This is a genomic window from Pseudarthrobacter sp. NKDBFgelt (assembly GCF_046097905.1).
Lineage (GTDB): Bacteria > Actinomycetota > Actinomycetes > Actinomycetales > Micrococcaceae > Arthrobacter > Arthrobacter polychromogenes.
The window spans coordinates 1-18,933 of the sequence record NZ_JBJURL010000049.1; the positions used below are offsets into that span (position 1 = coordinate 1).

Annotated in this window: 18 protein-coding genes; 8 read left to right on the plus strand and 10 right to left on the minus strand. The window is 67.2% G+C overall.

Going from position 1 to position 18,933, the window contains the following annotated elements; translation table 11 throughout:
* Positions 1–2,098: PEP/pyruvate-binding domain-containing protein (locus ACKAE7_RS13625; RefSeq protein WP_408979459.1), on the minus strand; the 2,098-nt coding region annotated here is incomplete at its 3' end.
* Positions 2,099–2,125: 27 nt separating this feature from the next.
* Positions 2,126–3,157 carry a universal stress protein gene (locus ACKAE7_RS13630; RefSeq protein ID WP_188810358.1) on the minus strand — a complete coding sequence of 344 codons (1,032 nt, stop codon included), beginning with the start codon at positions 3,155–3,157 and terminating at the stop codon, positions 2,126–2,128.
* 423 nt (positions 3,158–3,580) lie between these two features.
* On the opposite strand from ACKAE7_RS13630, the gene ACKAE7_RS13635 reads away from it, so the two are divergent.
* Positions 3,581–4,222 carry an FAD-dependent monooxygenase gene (locus ACKAE7_RS13635; protein ID WP_408979468.1) on the plus strand — a complete coding sequence of 214 codons (642 nt, stop codon included), beginning with the start codon at positions 3,581–3,583 and terminating at the stop codon, positions 4,220–4,222.
* Between the two features lie 43 nt (positions 4,223–4,265).
* Here ACKAE7_RS13635 and ACKAE7_RS13640 read toward each other — a convergent pair whose 3' ends face one another.
* Positions 4,266–4,913 carry a copper resistance protein CopC gene (locus ACKAE7_RS13640; protein ID WP_408979460.1) on the minus strand — a complete coding sequence of 216 codons (648 nt, stop codon included), beginning with the start codon at positions 4,911–4,913 and terminating at the stop codon, positions 4,266–4,268.
* 113 nt (positions 4,914–5,026) lie between these two features.
* Between ACKAE7_RS13640 and ACKAE7_RS13645 the strand changes: the two genes are divergently transcribed.
* Positions 5,027–6,466 carry an NCS2 family permease gene (locus ACKAE7_RS13645; RefSeq protein ID WP_188810354.1) on the plus strand — a complete coding sequence of 480 codons (1,440 nt, stop codon included), beginning with the start codon at positions 5,027–5,029 and terminating at the stop codon, positions 6,464–6,466.
* Positions 6,467–6,520: 54 nt separating this feature from the next.
* Here the strand turns inward: ACKAE7_RS13645 and ACKAE7_RS13650 are convergent, their stop codons facing one another.
* Positions 6,521–7,825 carry a cation:proton antiporter gene (locus ACKAE7_RS13650; RefSeq protein WP_190613173.1) on the minus strand — a complete coding sequence of 435 codons (1,305 nt, stop codon included), beginning with the start codon at positions 7,823–7,825 and terminating at the stop codon, positions 6,521–6,523.
* A 180-nt stretch (positions 7,826–8,005) separates the two neighbouring features.
* Between ACKAE7_RS13650 and hutG the strand changes: the two genes are divergently transcribed.
* Entirely contained in the window at positions 8,006–9,010 is a 1,005-nt protein-coding gene (gene hutG / locus ACKAE7_RS13655; protein ID WP_408979461.1) for a formimidoylglutamase, read from the plus strand.
* A 51-nt stretch (positions 9,011–9,061) separates the two neighbouring features.
* On the opposite strand, the gene ACKAE7_RS13660 is transcribed toward hutG, so the two are convergent.
* From ACKAE7_RS13660 to ACKAE7_RS13670, 3 genes are all read right to left on the minus strand, one after another.
* Complete coding sequence (locus ACKAE7_RS13660; protein ID WP_188732005.1) at positions 9,062–9,730, minus strand: response regulator; 669 nt, start codon at positions 9,728–9,730, stop codon at positions 9,062–9,064.
* Positions 9,727–11,304 carry an ATP-binding protein gene (locus tag ACKAE7_RS13665; RefSeq protein WP_408979469.1) on the minus strand — a complete coding sequence of 526 codons (1,578 nt, stop codon included), beginning with the start codon at positions 11,302–11,304 and terminating at the stop codon, positions 9,727–9,729. Before ACKAE7_RS13665 ends, ACKAE7_RS13660 begins: the two co-directional genes overlap by 4 nt.
* Before the next feature lie 141 nt (positions 11,305–11,445).
* On the minus strand, positions 11,446–11,709 hold the full coding sequence (locus ACKAE7_RS13670) for a hypothetical protein (RefSeq protein ID WP_188810348.1): 264 nt from the start codon (positions 11,707–11,709) through the stop codon (positions 11,446–11,448).
* Positions 11,710–11,916: 207 nt separating this feature from the next.
* On the opposite strand from ACKAE7_RS13670, the gene ACKAE7_RS13675 reads away from it, so the two are divergent.
* Genes ACKAE7_RS13675 through ACKAE7_RS13690 form a run of 4 tightly spaced genes read left to right on the plus strand, consistent with a single transcriptional unit; the run spans position 11,917 to position 15,507 of the window.
* The gene (locus ACKAE7_RS13675) at positions 11,917–12,927 is read left to right on the plus strand and encodes a tripartite tricarboxylate transporter substrate binding protein (RefSeq protein ID WP_188732009.1); all 1,011 of its coding nucleotides are present in this window, start codon (positions 11,917–11,919) and stop codon (positions 12,925–12,927) included.
* Entirely contained in the window at positions 12,924–13,436 is a 513-nt protein-coding gene (locus tag ACKAE7_RS13680; RefSeq protein ID WP_188732010.1) for a tripartite tricarboxylate transporter TctB family protein, read from the plus strand. The genes ACKAE7_RS13675 and ACKAE7_RS13680 overlap by 4 nt, the downstream gene beginning before the upstream one ends.
* Positions 13,436–15,118, plus strand: coding sequence for a tripartite tricarboxylate transporter permease (locus ACKAE7_RS13685; protein ID WP_188810346.1), 1,683 nt, complete (start codon positions 13,436–13,438; stop codon positions 15,116–15,118). The genes ACKAE7_RS13680 and ACKAE7_RS13685 overlap by 1 nt, the downstream gene beginning before the upstream one ends.
* Entirely contained in the window at positions 15,115–15,507 is a 393-nt protein-coding gene (locus tag ACKAE7_RS13690) for a universal stress protein (protein ID WP_188810344.1), read from the plus strand. The genes ACKAE7_RS13685 and ACKAE7_RS13690 overlap by 4 nt, the downstream gene beginning before the upstream one ends.
* Here ACKAE7_RS13690 and ACKAE7_RS13695 read toward each other — a convergent pair.
* Positions 15,504–16,367, minus strand: coding sequence for a fumarylacetoacetate hydrolase family protein (locus ACKAE7_RS13695; RefSeq protein WP_190613176.1), 864 nt, complete (start codon positions 16,365–16,367; stop codon positions 15,504–15,506). The two genes, ACKAE7_RS13690 and ACKAE7_RS13695, sit on opposite strands and share 4 nt — an antisense overlap.
* Before the next feature lie 212 nt (positions 16,368–16,579).
* Between ACKAE7_RS13695 and ACKAE7_RS13700 the strand changes: the two genes are divergently transcribed.
* Positions 16,580–16,840 (plus strand): hypothetical protein, encoded by a 261-nt coding sequence (locus ACKAE7_RS13700; protein WP_408979462.1) that lies wholly within the window; start codon positions 16,580–16,582, stop codon positions 16,838–16,840.
* 96 nt (positions 16,841–16,936) lie between these two features.
* Here the strand turns inward: ACKAE7_RS13700 and ACKAE7_RS13705 are convergent, their stop codons facing one another.
* The gene (locus tag ACKAE7_RS13705) at positions 16,937–17,173 is read right to left on the minus strand and encodes a hypothetical protein (protein WP_104188045.1); all 237 of its coding nucleotides are present in this window, start codon (positions 17,171–17,173) and stop codon (positions 16,937–16,939) included.
* A 162-nt stretch (positions 17,174–17,335) separates the two neighbouring features.
* On the minus strand, positions 17,336–18,928 hold the full coding sequence (hutH, locus tag ACKAE7_RS13710) for a histidine ammonia-lyase (protein ID WP_191035365.1): 1,593 nt from the start codon (positions 18,926–18,928) through the stop codon (positions 17,336–17,338).
* Positions 18,929–18,933: the final 5 nt, after the last annotated feature.

Here is an 18,933-nt window from a genome sequence, read left to right on the forward strand (position 1 = left end):
GGAACCATCCGCGCTCGCAGCGGAATTCAAAGCCGGCACCCTGCCCCCTGTCCTGCACGCAGGCCTGGGCCCGGCTGAACTGGACGTCCGGTGCCATGGCGGGATCCGTGAGGCGCAGGTAGTTGGCCAGGACGCCCAGGATGTGGGTGGGATCGTCGGACCACCGGGGCATGCCCACATCGATTTCGGCCACGGCCCGCTGCCCGTAGCGTTCGAGGAACCGCACCAGGCCTGCGTGCAGGACAGGGGGCAGGGTGCCGGCTTTGAATTCCGCTGCGAGCGCGGATGGTTCCTGCGACTCCAGGGCCGTCCGTGAGTCCCTGTCGTCCTTTGCTGCCGAGGCCAGCCGCCACAGCTCGAGGTCCATCTCGGTTGTCACGTTGTGCGGCAGCCCGCGGAGCACTTTTTCCAGGTCCTGCCGGCGGTCCTGTCCTCCGAGCAGCCTTCCCGCCAGCCACAGCATGGCGAATCCCACCGCCGGCAGGGGCAAAACTGCGGGCACGATCGCAAAGAGCCTGCCTCCCAGGAGCCGCTCCGCGTGGTCAAGCCGTTCAAGGGGACCTGCTCCTGCCCCAAGCTCCAGGTCTTCGGCGTAGCGCCGGGTGAAGGAGTCCAGGCGGCGGAGCGCCGCCCTGGGCCGGAACAGTCCCCGGAGCGCTGTCTCCGGCACGCGGGCCCGCGCCGCTGCCGGCAGGACGTGGCGCAGGAATCCGAACGGTGTCCTGCGGGTCACCGAAAACTCCGGGTCGTCGAAAACCTGCCTGACCACCATGGCGGACCTTGCCTCCATGATGTCGAAGACCCGGGGAAGGATGCGGCGGCCCACGCTGCTCCGGACCGGCGTGGTGAGGTCGACGTAGATGCGCTGGGCTGCCTCCGCGTAGGGCGGCGGGCCCTGCCGTGGATCGGGAACGGGAAACCCGGCGGCCAACGCCACCGAGGAAGCAATGAGCCGCAGTGACGCCAGCCCCATGGGTGTGAGCGGGCGGGTGAGGCCCTGGGCCAGGCTGAAGCACATGTACAGCCTGGGGCCGACGCCTGCTGACCGGCTCTGCGGTATGGGGTAAAGCGTGGTGATGGGCCTGGACTGCGTCAGCCAGAGGGCACCGCCGGCGTCGATGGCCCATTCGGTGTCCTGCGGAGAGCCGAAGTGCCGCTCAGCCTGCAGGCCCAGGGCCGCGAGCCCAACGGCCTGTTCATCCGTGAGGCTGGAGGAGTCCGCCCGTCCGGGGACCTCCCGGGACTCCGTTCCACCACCAGCAAGGGGCCGGACCACAACGCGCTTGTCACCAAGCTTTCGCTCAACGACCCGGGCTTTGTCCGTGTCCACCACGAAGTGATCCGGATTGACGGCGCCGGAAACCACAGCCTCGCCGAGTCCGGGGGCGGCATCTATGACCGCCTCGCGGCGCCTGCCGGTCAGGGGATTCGCCGTGAACATCACCCCTGCCGCCTCGGCGTCCACCATCCGCTGGACCACGACGGCGAGGGCCACCTGGTCCGGCGCAATCCCCAGCGCTGCCCGGTAGGCCACTGCGCGGTCTGTCCAGAGGGAGGCCCAGCAGTTGCGGACGGCGTCCAGGACGGCCTTGATGCCCGCCACGTTCAGGTACGTGTCCTGCTGGCCCGCGAAGCTCGCGGACGGAAGGTCTTCGGCGGTGGCCGAGGACCTCACGGCCACGGGGGTCATTCCGCCCATTGCCGCATACGCCTGCTCCACGGCAGCTGCGGTCCACGGTGGAACCGGGAGGGCGCGGATGGCCTCCCGTACGTTCCCGGCCACCGTGGCGAGCTGGGCGGACCTGCCTGGATCGGAAGGATGCAGTGCGGCCTGGAGACGGGCGAGCTCCGCAAGCACACCGTCCTGGACAGTCCGTACAGCCTCCCGGTAGGCCACCGTGGTCAGGCAGAACCCGTCAGGCACGGGCAGTCCCGCTGCCATCAGCCCACCGAGGTTGGCGGCCTTGCCTCCCACGAGCGGAAGCATGCTGCCATCGACCTGGCTGAGGCGCATGACCAGGGCGGGGGCGGCGTTCCCGTCCGGGTGGCGGGACTCCCGCCTGCCGTTTCCTGGGCTTTCCGGGCGGTCATCTGCCATCGTGGCACTCCCCTGCGGCGGGTCCGGTCAGGCTGTCCCGAGCACCGGCCCAAACCGGGCGCGGTCCGCCAGGCGGGGGTCCTCACGGTCCGGAACCACCATGACGGGGCCCTTGGCGTGGTGGAGCACCCCGTCCGAGGTTGAGCCAAGGAGCATCCCGGTGAACCCGCCACGGCCGCGGGTGCCCACCACCACAAGTTCCACGTGGCGGCTGGCGTCCACCAGGACGTCCACCGGAGAGCCGTCCCTCAGCTCGGATTCAGTGGGCAGATTCGGGAAGTGGCTCCGCAGCCACGCCATTCCGGCGTCCAGGGTCACCTGGATGTCGTCGAACAGCGCCTTGCGGTCCATGGGGGCCGGAACCCACGCCAGGGAACCGCTGTACTGCGGCACCGCGCAGACCACGCGCAGGGTGGCGCCGAGCCGCTCAGCCTGGGCTGCCGCCTCCAGCACAGCCACCCGTGCCTGCTCCGACCCGTCCACGCCCACCACCACCAGGTTCTCCACGCGCTGGTGGCCGGCCTTGGCCTGCTCCGCCTTGATGTGCCGGTCCTCGGTTGTCTCGCCAAGCCGGTCGGAACAGACCAGCGGCACCGTCACCGTGGGGCATTTCGCATGGGCCGGGAGTGCACTGCTCACCGAACCGAGGAGCCTGCCCACAAAGCCTCCGCGGCCGCGGGTACCGAACACCAGGAGCTCAGCGGTTTCGGACATCTCCAGCAGGACGCCGGAGGCATCGCCGTTCTCCACTGACGCGGTGGCATCGACGTCGTAGGTGGCCACCTTCTCCAGGGCCTGCTTGACGATCGCCTCCGCGCCTTCACGAATAACGGAGTCGTCCACGGTGGCGTATCCGCCGTCCAGGCCGGAAGCCGCGAAGATCGGGACGGAGTAAGCGGTGACGATGTGCAGCGGACGACGCCGGCGCTGGGCCTCGCGTGCCGCCCACACCAGTGCGCACTGGCCGTGGTCCGAACCGTCCACGCCGACGACGATCCCCTCGGGGGCGGCAGGAGTGCCGCCGTCCTGCGGGTCCCGATGCAACTCTTGTGCGCCCATGGGGCCGCCTCCTCGCGATACTGCCTGATGTTGCGGCTATTCTGCCAGAAGCCGGCCGATCCCCGTGCACCCGAACCCCCGCCTGAGCTGGGAAGAAAGGCCCGCTTCCGCTTCCCACTATTCTCCGCGGGCCCTGCCATAGCAAGCCTCTTCGGACCGGGAAACGGCGGTTATCCACAGGTGGCGGGCGATCTCCGGGAAAGCGCCTTCACCCGGACGAAATTGTTTCGGGATTGGGCTATCCCTGGCCGCGAATCTTCTGTAGTCTTCAGGACATTGTTGGTCCGGGACGCCTACTGCCTTACTCGGTCAGAGCTGCCCGGCAACGCACTGCGGCCGGGCTTTGGGGGTAACGGGACGCGAGCGGGCGAGGACGCCCGCACCTGCCGAAACTTTCGAAGGAGGGAAACTGTAGTGTCAAGCATGCCTGGGAATGCCGGGACCGAACAGACCACCACTGTGATCATTGGCACCGGCCTGTCCGGCCTCGCCGTGGCTGCAGAGCTGTGCCGCCGCGGCGTGGACTCGATAGTGGTTGACGGACTGGACCTCCTTGGCGCCGCACAGCCGGCCAACACAGCTTCCCTTCAACGGTGCGACGCGGCGGACTCCGTGAACATTCGCGAACGCAACGAGATCCTGCGGCACCTGCGGAACTACGCTGCCAGCCACGACGTCGACGTGCGCAACACCACCCGCGCCGTCCAGCTGACCATGGTGAACGGCGGGTCGCCGCTTGCTTCAGCCCCGCAGTGGGAGGTGCATACGCCCACGGGAATCCTGGTGGCGGACCACATTGTCCTGACCCGTTGCGCCCACAGCCAGCTCCGGCGCATGATCAATGACTTTGGCATGGCGGTGGGCCGGAACCTCACCGCAGCCATGCGGGCCATCGGCATCTACCTGGTGGGCGTTGGGGAGCTCATCACGCCCTCCCCCAAGGAAGTCCTGCGGCAGGCCAAGACAGTGGGCCACGCGATCTCCGCCAGGGTGCACCCGGACACTGTGGCCTACCCGGCCACCGGGAGCTTTGCGGCCCTGACCTGCCAGGCCTTGTCCCGCTAAAGCCGCCCGGCGCCCCTGCCCGCGACGGGCCCCCCACCCGCCATCATTCGTCGTCCGTCCCTGCTGTGAGCCGGCGCCGGGCCAGGATGGCAAGTGTGGCCAGCAGCCCCACCGCGACGAGGGCAAAGATGACGATGCTCCACTGGAACGGCTCCCCTGAGCCCACCTGCTCAGGCTCACCCGTAGTCCCCGGCTCGGCCGTCCCCATGGCGGGGGCAGTACTTGCCCCGGCGCCGGCGGCCGGGACTGTACCCGCCGCCGTCGGACTTCCTCCCGCCGCTGGACTTGTTGCCGGCGCGGCGCCCTGCCCGGCAGAGGCGGCCGTAAAGGCGAACGTCCCCTCGATGGGATGCGAATCCGAGCTGACGACCCGCCAGGCCACGGTGTACTCCCCCGCCGGGCCTCCGGCCCTCAGCTTCTGGGATGCCACGTTGTCCACGATGTCCACCGGCCCCTCCGCCCACTCGGTGCCGGCGGTGTCCTTGACGGAGAACGCGGCGCCGATGCCCAGCGGGTTGTTGTTGAAGGTCACCGAAACCTGTTCGGGCGGCGCCGGCAACGACGCGCCGGCCGCCGGGGTGCTGGATTCGGCGGCATCATGGGCCGCTGCGGGCCCGGCGAGGCCCAGCACACCGGCGGCGAAAACGAGGAGCACGAGCCCCAGGGTCAGGATCTGGCGGATGGGACGCATGCGGCGGCGGCTCCTTGTGTGTTGGCTTCCTTACAGACTAGGCGAAAATGCCTGCCGTCCTGCCGCCGCCACCATAGGATGCAGGTATCCCCACAGACTTCCCCGGAGGACTAATGCTTAAGCAAGGCTCTGCCCTGGACCGGTACTTCAAGATCACCGAGCGCGGTTCCAACCTTTCCCGCGAGATCCGAGGCGGCTTCGCCACGTTCTTTGCCATGAGCTACATCGTGGTGCTGAACCCCCTGATCCTCTCGGGACCTGACTCCAGCGGCACGACGCTGGGGTTCACCGCCGTAGCCGCCGTGACTGCCTTCGTGGCAGGCATCCTGACCATCCTTATGGGTGCCTGGGCAAAGCACCCCTTCGCGCTTGCCACGGGCCTGGGCGTCAATGCGTTCGTGGCCGTCACCGTGGCTACCAATCCGGGGCTGACCTGGCCGGACATGATGGGCCTGGTGGTGCTCTCCGGCGTCACCATGCTGATCCTTGTCCTCACCGGGTTCCGTACCGCCGTCTTCAAGGCCGTCCCGGACGGACTCAAGACGGCCATCGTAGTGGGCATCGGCCTGTTCATCGCGCTGATCGGGCTGGTCAACGCGGGCTTCGTCCGCCGCATCCCAGACGTCGCCGGCACCACCGTGCCCGTTGGCCTTGGCTACGACGGCAAGCTCCTCGGCTGGCCCACCGCGGTGTTCATCTTTGGCCTGATCCTGACCATCGCGCTGGTGGTGCGCAAGGTCAAGGGCGCCATCCTGATCGGCATCATCACCTCCACCCTCATCTCGGTGCTCCTGGAGATGACCCTGCACATCGGACCGAGCTTCGACGGCGAGACCTCCAACCCGCAGGGCTGGTCCCTGGTGGCGCCCACCTTCACCGGCTGGGCCGCCCCGGACCTGTCCCTGATCGGCAAGGCAAACCCGTTCGGCGCCTTCGAGCACCTGGGCTTCGTTGCCGCTACCCTGCTCGCCTTCGTCATCCTCCTCAGCATCTTCTTCGATGCCATGGGGACCATGGTGGGCCTGGCCAACGAGGCCGGGACAGTTGACGAACACGGCAACATCCCGGACGTCGACCGCGTGCTCCAGGTGGACGCCCTCGGCGCGATCGTGGGCGGCGGGGCTTCGGTTTCCTCCAACCAGATCTATGTGGAAGCCGGCGCCGGCATCGGCGAAGGTGCGCGCACAGGCGTGGCCTCGATCGTCACCGGGCTGCTGTTCCTGGTGGCCATGTTCTTCACCCCGCTCATCAACCTGGTGCCCTTCGAAGCGGTTGCCCCCGCCCTGGTGGTGGTGGGCTTCATGATGGTGTCCCAGGTGGGCAGGATCGACTGGCAGGACTGGGGCATTGCCATCCCCGCGTTCCTGACCTTCACCCTGATGCCGTTCACGTACTCCATCGCCAACGGACTGGGCGCCGGCTTCATCGCCTTTGTCCTGATCCGCACTGTCCAGGGCAGGGTCAAGGAGATCCACCCGCTCATGTGGGCCGTGGCCGGCGCGTTCCTGCTCTTCTTCGCGGTGGGTCCCATCGAGGCGGCACTGGGCATGTAGCCCCCGGCCCGGAAGCAAGGCCCGGCGCCGGGCACGGAACCAAGGCCTGGTGCCCTACACGGGAGTGTTGGGCGCCAGGCCTTCGTCACCGGTCAACGCCCGGGCCTTCTTTTCCCGGAGCTTGTCCAGCCGGTTCATGAGCGGCGAGGTGGTGGCGCCATGGATCACGATGGACAATGCCACCACCAGCCCCACGAAAGACCACAGCCACTCCGCCTGGCCGGCGAACTCGCCCTTGCCCAGCGCATAGGAGAGGTAATAAAGCGAGCCGATCCCCCGGATCCCGAAGAACGAGAGGGCGATCCGCTCGCGCGGTCCCGTTTTGCCGCCGAGCAGACCGAGCCAGCCTGCCAGTGGCCGGACCAGCAGCAGGAAGGCCAGCGCCACCAGCACCTCGGCCCAGCCGATCCCCGCAAGCAGCCCGCGGGCAATCGCGCCGCCCAGCAGGACCAGGATCACCACGGTCAGAAGCCGTTCCAACTGCTCCACGTAGGAGTGCAGCACCCGGTGGTAGCCGTGCGTGTGCTCGGCGGAACGGATGGTCACCGCGCAGACAAACACGGCAATGAAGCCGTAGCCCTCGATCATCTCGGTGGCGCCATAGGCGAGGAAGGTTGCGGCCAGCGCCACGAAGCCTTCCGAGTGGTTGGACAGCCGGAGGCTTTCAGCGCCGGCAGAGAAAAACAGCCGTGCCAGGAGCTTGCCGGTGAGGAACCCCAGCAGCACTCCGATGGCCAGCCGCCACAGGACGTCCACCGCAAACCATTCGGGGAACCAGGCCAGCGGGGATGAGCCCACAATGCTGATGGCGATGGCGAGGTAGACGAAGGGAAACGCCAGCCCGTCGTTGAGGCCGGCCTCGGAGGTGAGGCCGAAGCGGACCTCATCTTCTTTGTCCGCGCCCTCCTCCTCGTCCGCGGGCTCACCCACCTGCACTTCGGAGGCCAGGACCGGGTCCGTGGGCGCCAGGGCGGAGGCCACCAGCAGGGCAGCGCCGAGGCCGAGGCCCAGGAACCACAGGCCCATCAGGGTCAGGGCGATGATGCACAACGGCATGGCGATTCCCAGGAGCCGCCAGGTGGTGGCCCAGCGCTTGCGGCCCACGGGGCGGTCCAGGGCAAGCCCGGCGCCCATCAGCGAGATGATGACGCAGATCTCCGTCAGGTGCACAACGAAGTCGCTGTGCACCATGGGGTCCGGGTCCGGAAGCGTGGGAATCAGGGCGAAAGCCCCCATGCCTGCTCCCAGGAAGACCATGGGCATGGAGAACGGCATGTTGCGCAGGAGTTTAGGGAGGACTGCTGCGGTAAACACGGCCGCGCCTGCGGCAGCAAAGAGGATGCTGGGGGCTTCAAACACGGGGCTGTTCTCCGGCCTTGCTATGGTGCGCCGTCCGGCGCAAAAGGTGATGGGGTCCCCGGGGGAAGGGATTGCTCCACAATAGCCCCTGCTGCCCGCAGGCGCCGACGGTCTTGGATTCCAGACATGGCGACGGCGGCGCTGCTGGTTTTCGGCGTCGCCATGCGGTGAGCTTGGAGCATGGCCCCCCTGATACCTGACGTTGACCTCCCGCCCCAGCCCTGGGAAGGGAGGCTCGACGGCGATGACGCCGCCCACCGCCGCTGGTGGCAGGCAGTTACTGCGTACGAGGGCGGAACAGCAGGCACCCGCGCTGAAGGCACTCCGGGCGCTCAGGGCACCGCGGGTAATGCGGGTGGGGATGATGCCAGGCCCGCCACCCTCCTGGGCTTCGCCAGCGACGAGGGCGTGCGCCGGAACAAGGGCCGCACCGGCGCGGCGGCCGCACCGGCGGCCATCCGCAAGGTCCTGGGGCCCCTGGCGTTCCATCTGGACCGGACCGTGTACGACGCCGGGGACGTCGTGGTGTCAGGCGGTGACCTTGAGGCCGGCCAGGAACGCGCCGGCCGTGCAGTCAAGGAACTGCTCGACGCCGGTCAAGTGACCGCAGTGCTGGGCGGCGGCCACGAAACCGCCTTCGCGAGCTACCTGGGGGTTGCCGCCTCTGCGGCGGTCCGGAGCGGGAAAAGGCTGGGCGTCCTGAACCTTGACGCCCATTTCGACCTGCGGGACGAGCCGCTGGCAACCTCCGGGACGCCGTTCCTGCAGATGGCCCGCGAGGAAGCGGCCGCAGGGCGCGACTTCCGCTACGCCGTCGTCGGAATTTCCGAGCCCAACAACACGCGCGCACTCTTCGACACTGCGCGGACGCTGGGCGTTCACTACCTGCTGGACGAGGACTGCGAGGCGGAACGCGTCCGCACCTTCGTGGCAGAATTCCTTGACGGGATCGACGTGCTCTACCTGACCATCGACCTTGACGTGTTACCGGCCGCGGTGGCGCCGGGGGTGAGTGCCCCGGCCGCGTACGGCGTGCCCCTCCCGGTCATCGCCGCCGTGTGCCGGCAGGTGGCCTGGAGCGGGAAGCTGCTGCACCTGGACATCGCCGAACTGAACCCGGCGCTTGACGTGGACAGCCGGACTGCGCGCGTTGCCGCGCGGCTGCTGGACACGCTGCTGCGCTGATCCGGCAGGCTCCCGGCGGGCTTCGGACTGCGCTGCCTGCCCGTGAACGCGCTACTGGCCCTTGAGGACGTAGCGCCGCTCCGGACGCCCCACCCCGTACTTGAGTCTCACGTCCAGGGTTCCTTCGTCGTGCAGGTACTCAAGGTACCGCCGCGCGCTGACCCGGGACGTTCCCAGCTGCTCGGCTACCTCGGCCGCGGAAAGATCGCCGTCGGCGGCATTCAGGGTGGCCTCCACGAGCTTCAGGGTCTCGATGCTGCAGCCTTTGGGAAGCGGACGCTCGGTCCGGTCCAGGCCGAACACCCGGTTGACGTCCGACTGCTCGGCCACGTCCTTGGCTGAATCCAGCCCCTGGTATGCACTCCGGTAGTGCTCCAGGCGTTCCTGCAGGTCCGACTGCGAAAACGGCTTGATCAGGTAGTGCACAATCCCGCCGCGGAGGGCCTTGCGCACGGTCTCCACTTCCCGGGCGGCACTGATCACCAGCACGTCCAGCTCCGGGGCGACGTCCCGCAGCCGCTGCATGAGGTCCAGCCCGTTGATGTCCGGAAGGTGGATGTCCAGCAGCACCAGGTCAGGCCGCAGCCGTTCCGTCTCAATCACGGCCTGCGCTCCGGTGTGGGCCACGCCCACCACAGCGAAGCCGGGCGTCCGCTGGATGAACCCGGCGTGGACCTTGGCCACCATGAAGTCGTCGTCGACGATCAGCACCTTGATCATGGCTGCGTTGCACCTCTCTTGAATCGTGCGGTGAAGACTGCTCCGTTGTCATTGGCCACGGTGAGATCCCCGCCGGAACGCCGGCAGACCACCCGGGAAAGCGCCAGGCCGAAGCCGCGGCCGTCCGCCGGGCCGGCCTCCTTGGTGGAGAACCCCTGGCGGAAGATGTCCTCCACGGCCTCGTCCGGGACGCCCGGGCCGGTGTCCCGGACCGTAACGGTGACATGGTCCGTGCCGTCCTCCACAAGCACCCGGACGGCAGCCCCGGCAAGCCCCGTGACGGCGTCGAACGCGTTATCCACCAGGTTCCCCACAACGGTGGTAAGGTCCCGGGACAAATCGTCGCTGACCGGGCGCAGGGCGGACACGGGGTCAAGCTGCAGTGCCACGCCGCGCTCGGTGGCAAGGCTGGACTTGGCAATCAGCAGTGCGGCGAGCGCGGGATCCTGGATACGGCTGGTCACTTCATCATTGAGCCTGGTCCGGTCCACCGTGGCGCCGTTGACGAACTGGACCACGGAATCGTACTCGCCGATCTGGATAAGGCCGGAAATGACGTGCAGCTGGTTGGCGAACTCGTGGGCCTGCGCGCGCAGCGTGTCCGTGGCGGTCCGGGTGGCCCCCAGCTCACGCTCCAGGGAGGACAGCTCTGTCCGGTCCCTCAAGGTTGTCACCGAGCCAATGTTGCGGCCGCGGGAGCGGATGGGAACACGGTTCAGCACCACCAGCCGTTCCCCCACCAGCACCAGCTGGTCCGGGTCCGGCTGGTCGCGGGTCAGGACCACCTTGAGGGCCGGGTCCACAGGAAGGGACGCGAGTTTCCTGCCCACGCAGTCCGGCGGCAGCCCCAGCAGTTCCCGGGCACTGTCGTTCGCTACCGTGACTCGCTCGTGGGGGTCCAGCCCCACCACGCCTTCCTTCAGGCCGTGCAGCATAGCCTCACGGTTTTCCACCAGCCCGGTGATCTCGCTTGGCTCCATTCCCAGGGTCTGGCGTTTGACCCTGCGGGACAACAGCAGGGACCCGGCCACGCCCAGGACACTGGCCACGCCCAGGTAGGTCAGGAGGTTGGGGACGGCGTCGCCCAGCCGTTCAAGGGTGGACGGGTAGTTGCGGCTGATGGCTGCGATGCCGATCATCTTTCCCGAATCGTCGAGCACCGGGACATGGGCGGAGAGGACGGTGGTTCCGCCTTCGTCCAGCACCCCGGTCCAGGCCCGGCCTTCCATCACCCTGCTGGGGCCGAGTTCCAGGGTCTTGCCGAGCAGGCCCGGATCGGAAGCGGCAACTACCGTCCGGTCCACTTTTGCGAGTGCAACGTGCGACGATCCCGAAACGGTCCGGACGGACTCGGCCACCGCGGGAAGCGCTGAACCAACGCGCGGCTCTGCCTCCGGCAGCAAGGCACGTACTGCCGGGTTGTTACCAAGCGCCTCAGCGGCGGAGAGCGCCCTCCTGCCCTCGGTACGTTCGAAGGCGGCAGCGGACTGGGCAAGGGAAATGGCCACCACGGCCACGAGTACTGCCAGGACGATCAGCAACTGGAGCACAAGGTACTGCCCGGCGAGGGACATTCCTCTTCGTCGCGTCACTGCGTGGATTCCTTTAGTGGTGGTTCAGGTGCCTGGGCGCAGGCACGCGGAGCGCAGGCACCCAAGGGCGCACCGCCCGCCCCCTCCCGGCGTACCGGAACTATACCGCAGCCAGGCGGCCAGTCAGCGGGGACCGCCGTCGTTCCCTTCCCCGCTGGTCCTCCGTGCGGTGCCGGCGGACGGATTCCGGCCGGCGCGGTGCAGCAGCACCAGCCGGGTTGCGTGGAACGCGATGAGCCCGGCCCCGGCCAGGATGTACAGCGCCTCCAACCAGCCCGCCCGTCCATCGACAACCCTTACGACTGCCGGCACCAGCGCCAGCAGGACCACCGCCATGCCGATCCATGCCGCCGGTTTGGTTCCGTAACGCCCGCTTCGCTCCGCCATATCCGTCCCCCATCCTGTAAGCAGCTTCCAGCCTAAAGGGCGACGCGAACCGGGGCGTGGTGGGGTGCCGGAAACGTGAACGCAATGAACTTAACTTTCTCTGCGTACACAAGAGTGATCGCCGTCACTGCCGGGCCTAGCATCGAAGCACAGATCAGGTCCGCTGATCATCCTGTAGAGAATTGCATTACTGAGAAGAGGAACACCATGCGCCAGATCCGCGCATTGCGAGTCGCCGCCGTCGCCGCCGGCATCGCCCTGATGGCCACCGGTTGCGGGGCCACCGGCAGCAGCTCCACCGGCCCGGAAAGCTCCGGCGCCGCAGCCGGCCCGGTGACCGGCCTCCAGATCATGGTCCCCAACACCCCGGGCGGCGGATACGACACCACAGCCCGCGTTGCGGCAAAGGTTCTCGATGACGAGAAGGTTGCCACCAACACCGAGGTCTTCAACCTTGCGGGCGCCGGCGGCACTGTTGGCCTGGCGCGCATTGTCAACGAAAAGGGCAATGGCGACCTCACCATGCTCATGGGCTTGGGCGTCGTGGGAGCCAGCTACACCAACAAGTCCGAGTCCAAACTGACGGACACCACCCCACTGGCCCGGCTCATCGAAGAGCCCGGCGCAATCATGGTCAACAAAGACTCGCCCTACAAGACCATCGATGACCTGGTCACCGCGTGGAAGGCAGACCCGGGTTCCATCGCTGTAGGCGGCGGCTCTTCGCCCGGCGGCCCGGACCACCTGCTCCCGATGCAGCTTGCAGGAGCCGTAGGAATTGACGCCACCAAGGTGAACTTTGTGTCGTACGACGGCGGTGGAGACCTCCTCCCGGCCATCCTCGGCAACAAGGTGGGCTTTGCCGCATCCGGCGCCGGAGAGTACTTGCAGCAGATCGAATCGGGCGACGTCCGTGTCCTGGCAACCAGCGGTGAAGAGCGCCTGGAAGGTGTGGACGCACCCACGCTGAAGGAATCCAACATCGACCTGGTGTTCACCAACTGGCGCGGCATCGTGGCTCCTCCCGGAATCAGCGACGAGGACAAAGCCAAGCTGATCGCCACCCTTGAGAAGATGCACGGCACTGACGCCTGGAAGGAAGCCCTGGTCAAGAACAGCTGGACTGACGCCTTCATCACCGGCGACGAGTTCGAAACCTTCCTGACCGAGCAGGACACCCGGGTGGCGGACGTGCTCACGAAGCTTGGCCTGGCGTGAGCTCCTCACCAACTTTGACTTCCAGGCTCAAAGGCCGCTCCGAGCTGGGGGTCGCCCTCCTGCTCGGAGCGGCGGGCGTCCTCGTCCTGGTGGATGCCATCGCCCTGGTAACCCCGTATTCGCAGTCAGACCCGGTGGGACCCAAGACGCTGCCGTACATCGTCTCCGGCCTGCTCCTGGTATGCGCCGTCCTGCTCGCCATCAATGTGCTTCGTGGCGGACAGGGCGAAGCCGAAGGCGGTGAGGACGTGGATCTCTCGCATCCCGCCGACTGGAAGACCATCCTGCCGCTGGTGGGAGCTTTCGTGGCCAACATCCTGCTGATCGATTGGGCCGGGTGGGTCGTCTCCGGGACCGTCCTGTTTTGGGGCAGCGCCTGGGCCCTGGGCAGCCGGCACTATGTCCGTGACGGCCTCATTTCCGTGGGACTCGCAGTGCTCACTTTTTACGGTTTCTACCTTGGCCTCGGCATCCCGCTGCCCGCCGGTCTCCTGGAAGGGATTCTCTGATGGATGTCTTTTCCTCCCTCATGGACGGTTTCGCCACCGCCCTCACCCCCATGAATCTCCTCTACGCCGTCATCGGCGTGATCCTGGGTTCCGCCGTCGGCGTGCTCCCGGGCCTTGGCCCGGCCATGACCATTGCCCTGCTGCTCCCGGTCACCTATGTCCTGGAACCCACCAGCGCCTTCATCATGTTCGCCGGCATCTACTACGGCGGCATGTACGGCGGCTCCACTACCTCGATCCTGCTGAATACACCCGGTGAATCGTCCTCGGTGGTGACGGCGATCGAAGGCAACAAGATGGCCAAAGCGGGGCGGGCGGCACAGGCCCTTGCGACGGCGGCCATCGGTTCATTCGTCGCCGGCACCATCGGCACCGCGCTCCTGGCCGTCTTCGCACCGATCGTGGTGGAATTCGCCGTCAGCCTGGGCTCGCCAAGCTACTTCGCCATCATGGTCCTCGCGCTTGTGGCAGTGACCGCCGTCCTTGGATCATCCCGCCTCAGGGGCTTTGCCTCGCTGGGCCTCGGGCTGGCGATCGGCCTGGTGGGCATGGACTCCGTCACAGGCCAGCGCCGCCTCACCTTCGGCCAGCCCCTGCTGGCCGATGGCCTGGACATTGTGGTGGTGGCAGTGGCCATCTTTGCCGTGGGCGAAGCTTTGTGGGTTGCCGCGCACATGCGCCGCACTCCTTTGCATGTCATCCCGGTCGGCCGCCCGTGGATGGGCAAACAGGACTGGAAGCGGTCCTGGAAGCCGTGGCTCCGCGGAACGGCGTTCGGTTTCCCCTTTGGTGCACTGCCGGCCGGTGGAGCCGAGATCCCCACGTTCCTCTCCTATGTCACGGAGAAGCGGCTTAGCAAGCATCCCGAGGAATTCGGCAAGGGTGCCATTGAAGGTGTTGCCGGCCCGGAAGCCGCCAATAACGCGGCCGCTGCCGGCACCATGACCCCCCTGCTGGCACTGGGGTTGCCCACCAACGCCACGGCTGCCGTGATGCTCGCAGCGTTCGTCCAGTTCGGCATCCAACCGGGGCCCCTGCTGTTCGCCAACGAGGGACCCCTGGTGTGGGCCTTGATTGCGAGCCTCTTCATCGGCAACTTCCTGCTCCTGCTCATCAACCTGCCCCTGGCACCGATGTGGGCGAAGATCCTCCAGCTTCCTCGGCCGTACCTCTACGCAGGCATTTTGTTCTTCGCCACACTGGGTGCCTACTCGGTGAACCTGCAGGCGTTCGACCTGGTCCTCCTGCTGGTGCTGGGCGCATTGGGATTCATGATGCGCCGCTTCGGACTGCCGGTACTGCCGCTTATCCTGGGCGTCATCCTTGGGCCGCGGATCGAAGGACAGCTTCGCAAGAGCCTCCAGCTGAGTGCGGGCGACCCCGCCGGCCTCCTGGGTGAGCCCATCGCCGTCAGCATCTACATCATCCTGGCGCTCATCCTGGCGTGGCCGCTGATCTTCAAGCTGGTCCGGCGCAACCGCCCGGCTGCGGCCGGACCGGTGCCGGCCACGGAAGCGGCTCCGGCAGCCCCATCAGGCAGCTCCGTGCACGCAGACCTGCCCGTTCACCCGGACGGTGCAGCCCACACGGGCAGCAGCATCCACTCACAGAGCTCCGGAAAGCCGGACAGCAATGTCCAATCAGACGGCAGCGCACACCCAGACAAGAAGGAGACGCCATGACCATCGTGGTGGGATACGTCCCGACCCCCGAGGGCGAAGCAGCCCTGACCCAGGCCATCCACGAAGCCCGGAAGAGCAACACCAGACTGTTGGTCATCAACTCGTCCAAGGGGGACGCGCTGGTGGACAACCGCTACGCCCAGGAGCAGGAGATCCAGAGCATTGAGGACCGCCTGGCCACCCAGGGCATCGACCACGTGATCAAGCAGCCGGTCCGTGGCCACGATGCCGCCGCGGAGGTGTTGGATGCCGCGGAGGAGCACAACGCTGAACTGATTGTGATCGGCCTGCGCCGGCGGACACCGGTGGGCAAGCTCATCATGGGCAGCGTTTCCCAGCGCATCCTGCTGGAAGCCGACTGCCCGGTCCTCGCCGTGAAGGCAGGCTAGCCGGATTCTCCAGCACGGAACAGCTCCTGGCGTTGGCGCCCCAGCCCCACGACCTCTACCTCCACCACGTCACCCGGCTGGAGGTAGGGGAAGCGGCCGCTGAGCGCCACGCCTTCCGGCGTTCCCGTCAGGATTACGTCCCCGGGCTCCAGGCGCATGTACTGGCTGCAGTGGTGGACAAGGGTTGCGGCATCGAAGATGAGCTCTGAGGTGGTGGAATCCTGCCGCGGCTCCCCGTTGACCCAGCTCCGCAACGGCAGGTTCCCGCCGTCGATCTCGCCTGCCGGCACCAGCCATGGGCCGAGGGGCGTGGAGCCGGGGAGGGATTTGCCTTTGGTCCACTGGCCGGCCGCCCCGGGGAGCTGGTACTCACGCTCGGAGAGGTCATTGGCGGTGACATAGCCTGCGATGCAGTCCTCCGCCTGGCTGAGGGAGTCGAGGTAACCGGCTTCCCTGCCGATGACGATACCCAGCTCCACCTCCCAGTCGTACCTGCTGGAGTTCGGTGGAACGGGTGCGGGATCGAACGGCCCCGAGACGGTGTTGCCCGGCTTTAGGAAAACCACCGGAATTTCCGGGGGCGCGGAACCTGACTCGGCAGCATGCGCGGCGTAATTCATCCCGATTCCCACCACCGAGCCGGGCCTGGCAACCGGGGGGCCAACCCTGAGCGTCTCCGCTCCTTCCAGTTCCGGCAGGGACCCGGCTTCCAGCGCGTGCCGGATCCTGTCCACTCCTCCGGATGCCAGGAACGCACCGTCCACGTCCTGCGTCAGCGGCAGGAGGCTGTAGCAGCGGCCGGACGGCACCATAACGGCCGGTTGCTCCTTGCCCTTTTCACCCAGGCGCATGATTTTCATCCAGATCTCCTTCGAGCTGACGTTGCACGTTTGTACCCATCGTTGCTGATGCGCTGACGCGCCGCCAACGCGCCCTATTGTGACTGGTGGCGCACTTGCCCTGCCATTTTCGGGTGGGCGTTCGACACTCCAAACAGCAGTCATCTGACATTTGCCGGGATTAGCAGGTAAGATAGAACGGCCCTCAGGCATGAAACACAGAAAGTTCACACATGACTACAGCAACCATGGAACGCGTCCCCGCCGCTTCCTCCCCCACCGACGCGCCGGCCGCCCGGTCGATCGACCTGGATTTCTCCACCGCGAGCGACGTCCACACGGGCCTGGAAGAAGCAGTTGCCGAACTCATCGGGGTCGCGGCCCAGGACGCGGTCTGCGGCATCCTGGTGACCAGGCTGCACCCCGGCCGCTACACCGTAGCCCTGGACGAATCGGTCCCCTTCGGCGAGACATACGAGGCCATCGCCGCCTGACAGCCTGCGACGGACGCCCCTTTCGCGCATAGACAAAAGTCCCCGCCGCTGCATACGCAGTGGCGGGGACTTTTCTGTCGGCGGTTGCCGACGTTGTCAGGCCCGGCGGACCTGTACGCCGTCGGACTTCAAAAAGAGCTGCTTTTCGGACGGACCAGCCGGCACAAGCCACAGAACATTTCCGCTCTGGGACACCTCTTCCACCTCACCGGTGGCTACCACATGCGCCTGCTTGATGATCTCGACGCGCTCCCCGGCCTGGAGTCCCCTCCAGTCCGAAATAACGGCGGAATGGGCATTGCGCCTCGACAGGACTGCCCCACGTGCTTTCATTTGAACTTCTACCCCTTTGTATATGTTCCGCGCCACAGCCTCTTTGATGTGACTTTTACTACACCTTCAGTTCTACTACACTCCGCGTCCGCCCGATGTCTGTGTCGCTGGAAATTTCAGCAGGTGGACGCTTTGTGCCGATGGGCTGAAGATTGTTCGCTTTTATGCCAGTGGACCCACGGCAGATTCGACTGCCCGGCGCACCTCCCCTGCTGCGACCAGGTTGTCCGCCGCCTCCAGCTCCGGGGAAAGGAAACGGTCCGTCCCCGGCCCGTCCACCACGCTCCGCAGTGCACGGACGACGGCGGCGCCCGCCGGTCCCGGGGTCAGCACACCACCGGAGAGCTGGGTGCGGATGTCCAGTGCCCGGGCTGACGTCACCAGCTCGATCGCCAGGACGCGCCGCAGGTTCTCCACTGCCTTCCGGAGTTTGCGGGCTGCGTGCCAGCCCATGGAGACGTGGTCTTCCTGCATGGCCGAACTCGGGATGGAGTCCACCGATGCAGGCACCGCGAGCCGTTTGTTGTCCGAGACCAGCCCGGCCTGGGTGTACTGGGCGATCATGAGCCCGGAATCGACGCCGGGGTCGGCTGCGAGGAAGGCAGGAAGGCCGTGGGACCGCGCGGGGTCCAGCATCCTGTCCGTCCGCCGCTCAGCAATGGAGCTGAGGTCCGCGACGGCGATGGCCAGGAAGTCCAGGACGTACGCCACAGGGGCGCCGTGGAAGTTGCCATTGGAGCTGACCCGCCCGTCGGGCAGCACCACCGGGTTGTCGATGGCCGCGGCCAGTTCGCGGGACGCCACCAGGTCCGCGTGGTCCAGCGTGTCCCTCACCGCACCGGTGACCTGAGGGGCGCAGCGGAGCGAATAGGCGTCCTGCACGCGGGAATCGCCGACTTTGTGGGAAGCGACGATCGGTGAACCGGAGAGTACGCGCAGCATGTTGTCAGCGCTGGCGGCCTGCCCCGGGTGGGGGCGCAGTGCGGCGTGCAGCTCCGGCAGGAACACCTGGTCGGTGCCCAGCAGCGCCTCGACGCTCATCGCCGCGGTGATGTCCGCCGTCGTCAGCAGCTGCCGAAGGTCCGCGATGGCCATAAGCAGCATGCCCAGCATGCCCTCGGTGCCGTTGACCAGGGCAAGGCCCTCCTTCTCGGCGAGGATGACCGGCTCGATGCCGTGAGCGGCAAGGAGTTCCGCGACGGCGGGACGGCCAGCGGTGCCGTAAAGCTGGCCGTCCGGCCCGGCGGCTTCACCCTCGCCCATCAGGACCAGGGCGCAGTGCGACAGGGGCGCCAGGTCGCCGGAACAGCCCAGCGACCCGAACTCGCGGACCACAGGGGTGATGCCGGCATTGAGGACGTCCACCATGGTTTGCAGGACCACGGGACGGACGCCGGTGCGGCCGGAGGCCAGGGTCTTGGCACGCAGGAACATGATGCCGCGGACCACTTCACGCTCCACGGCCGGACCCATGCCGGCGGCGTGGCTGCGGATCAGGCTCTTTTGCAGCTGGGTGCGCAGTTCGTTGGGAATGTGCCGGTTTGCAAGGGCGCCGAAACCGGTGGAGATTCCGTATGCCGGGGTGTCGCTGGCGGCGAGGTCGTCAATATGGGCCCGGACCTTGGCAACGGTTGCGAGGGTTTCCGGGGAAAGGGTGACCTTCGCGTTGTGGCGCGCGACGGCGACGACGTCCTCGGGTGTGACCCCGCTGGTGCCGAGGGTGACGGTCAGCGGTTCGTGGGTAATCGTAGTCATGGTGT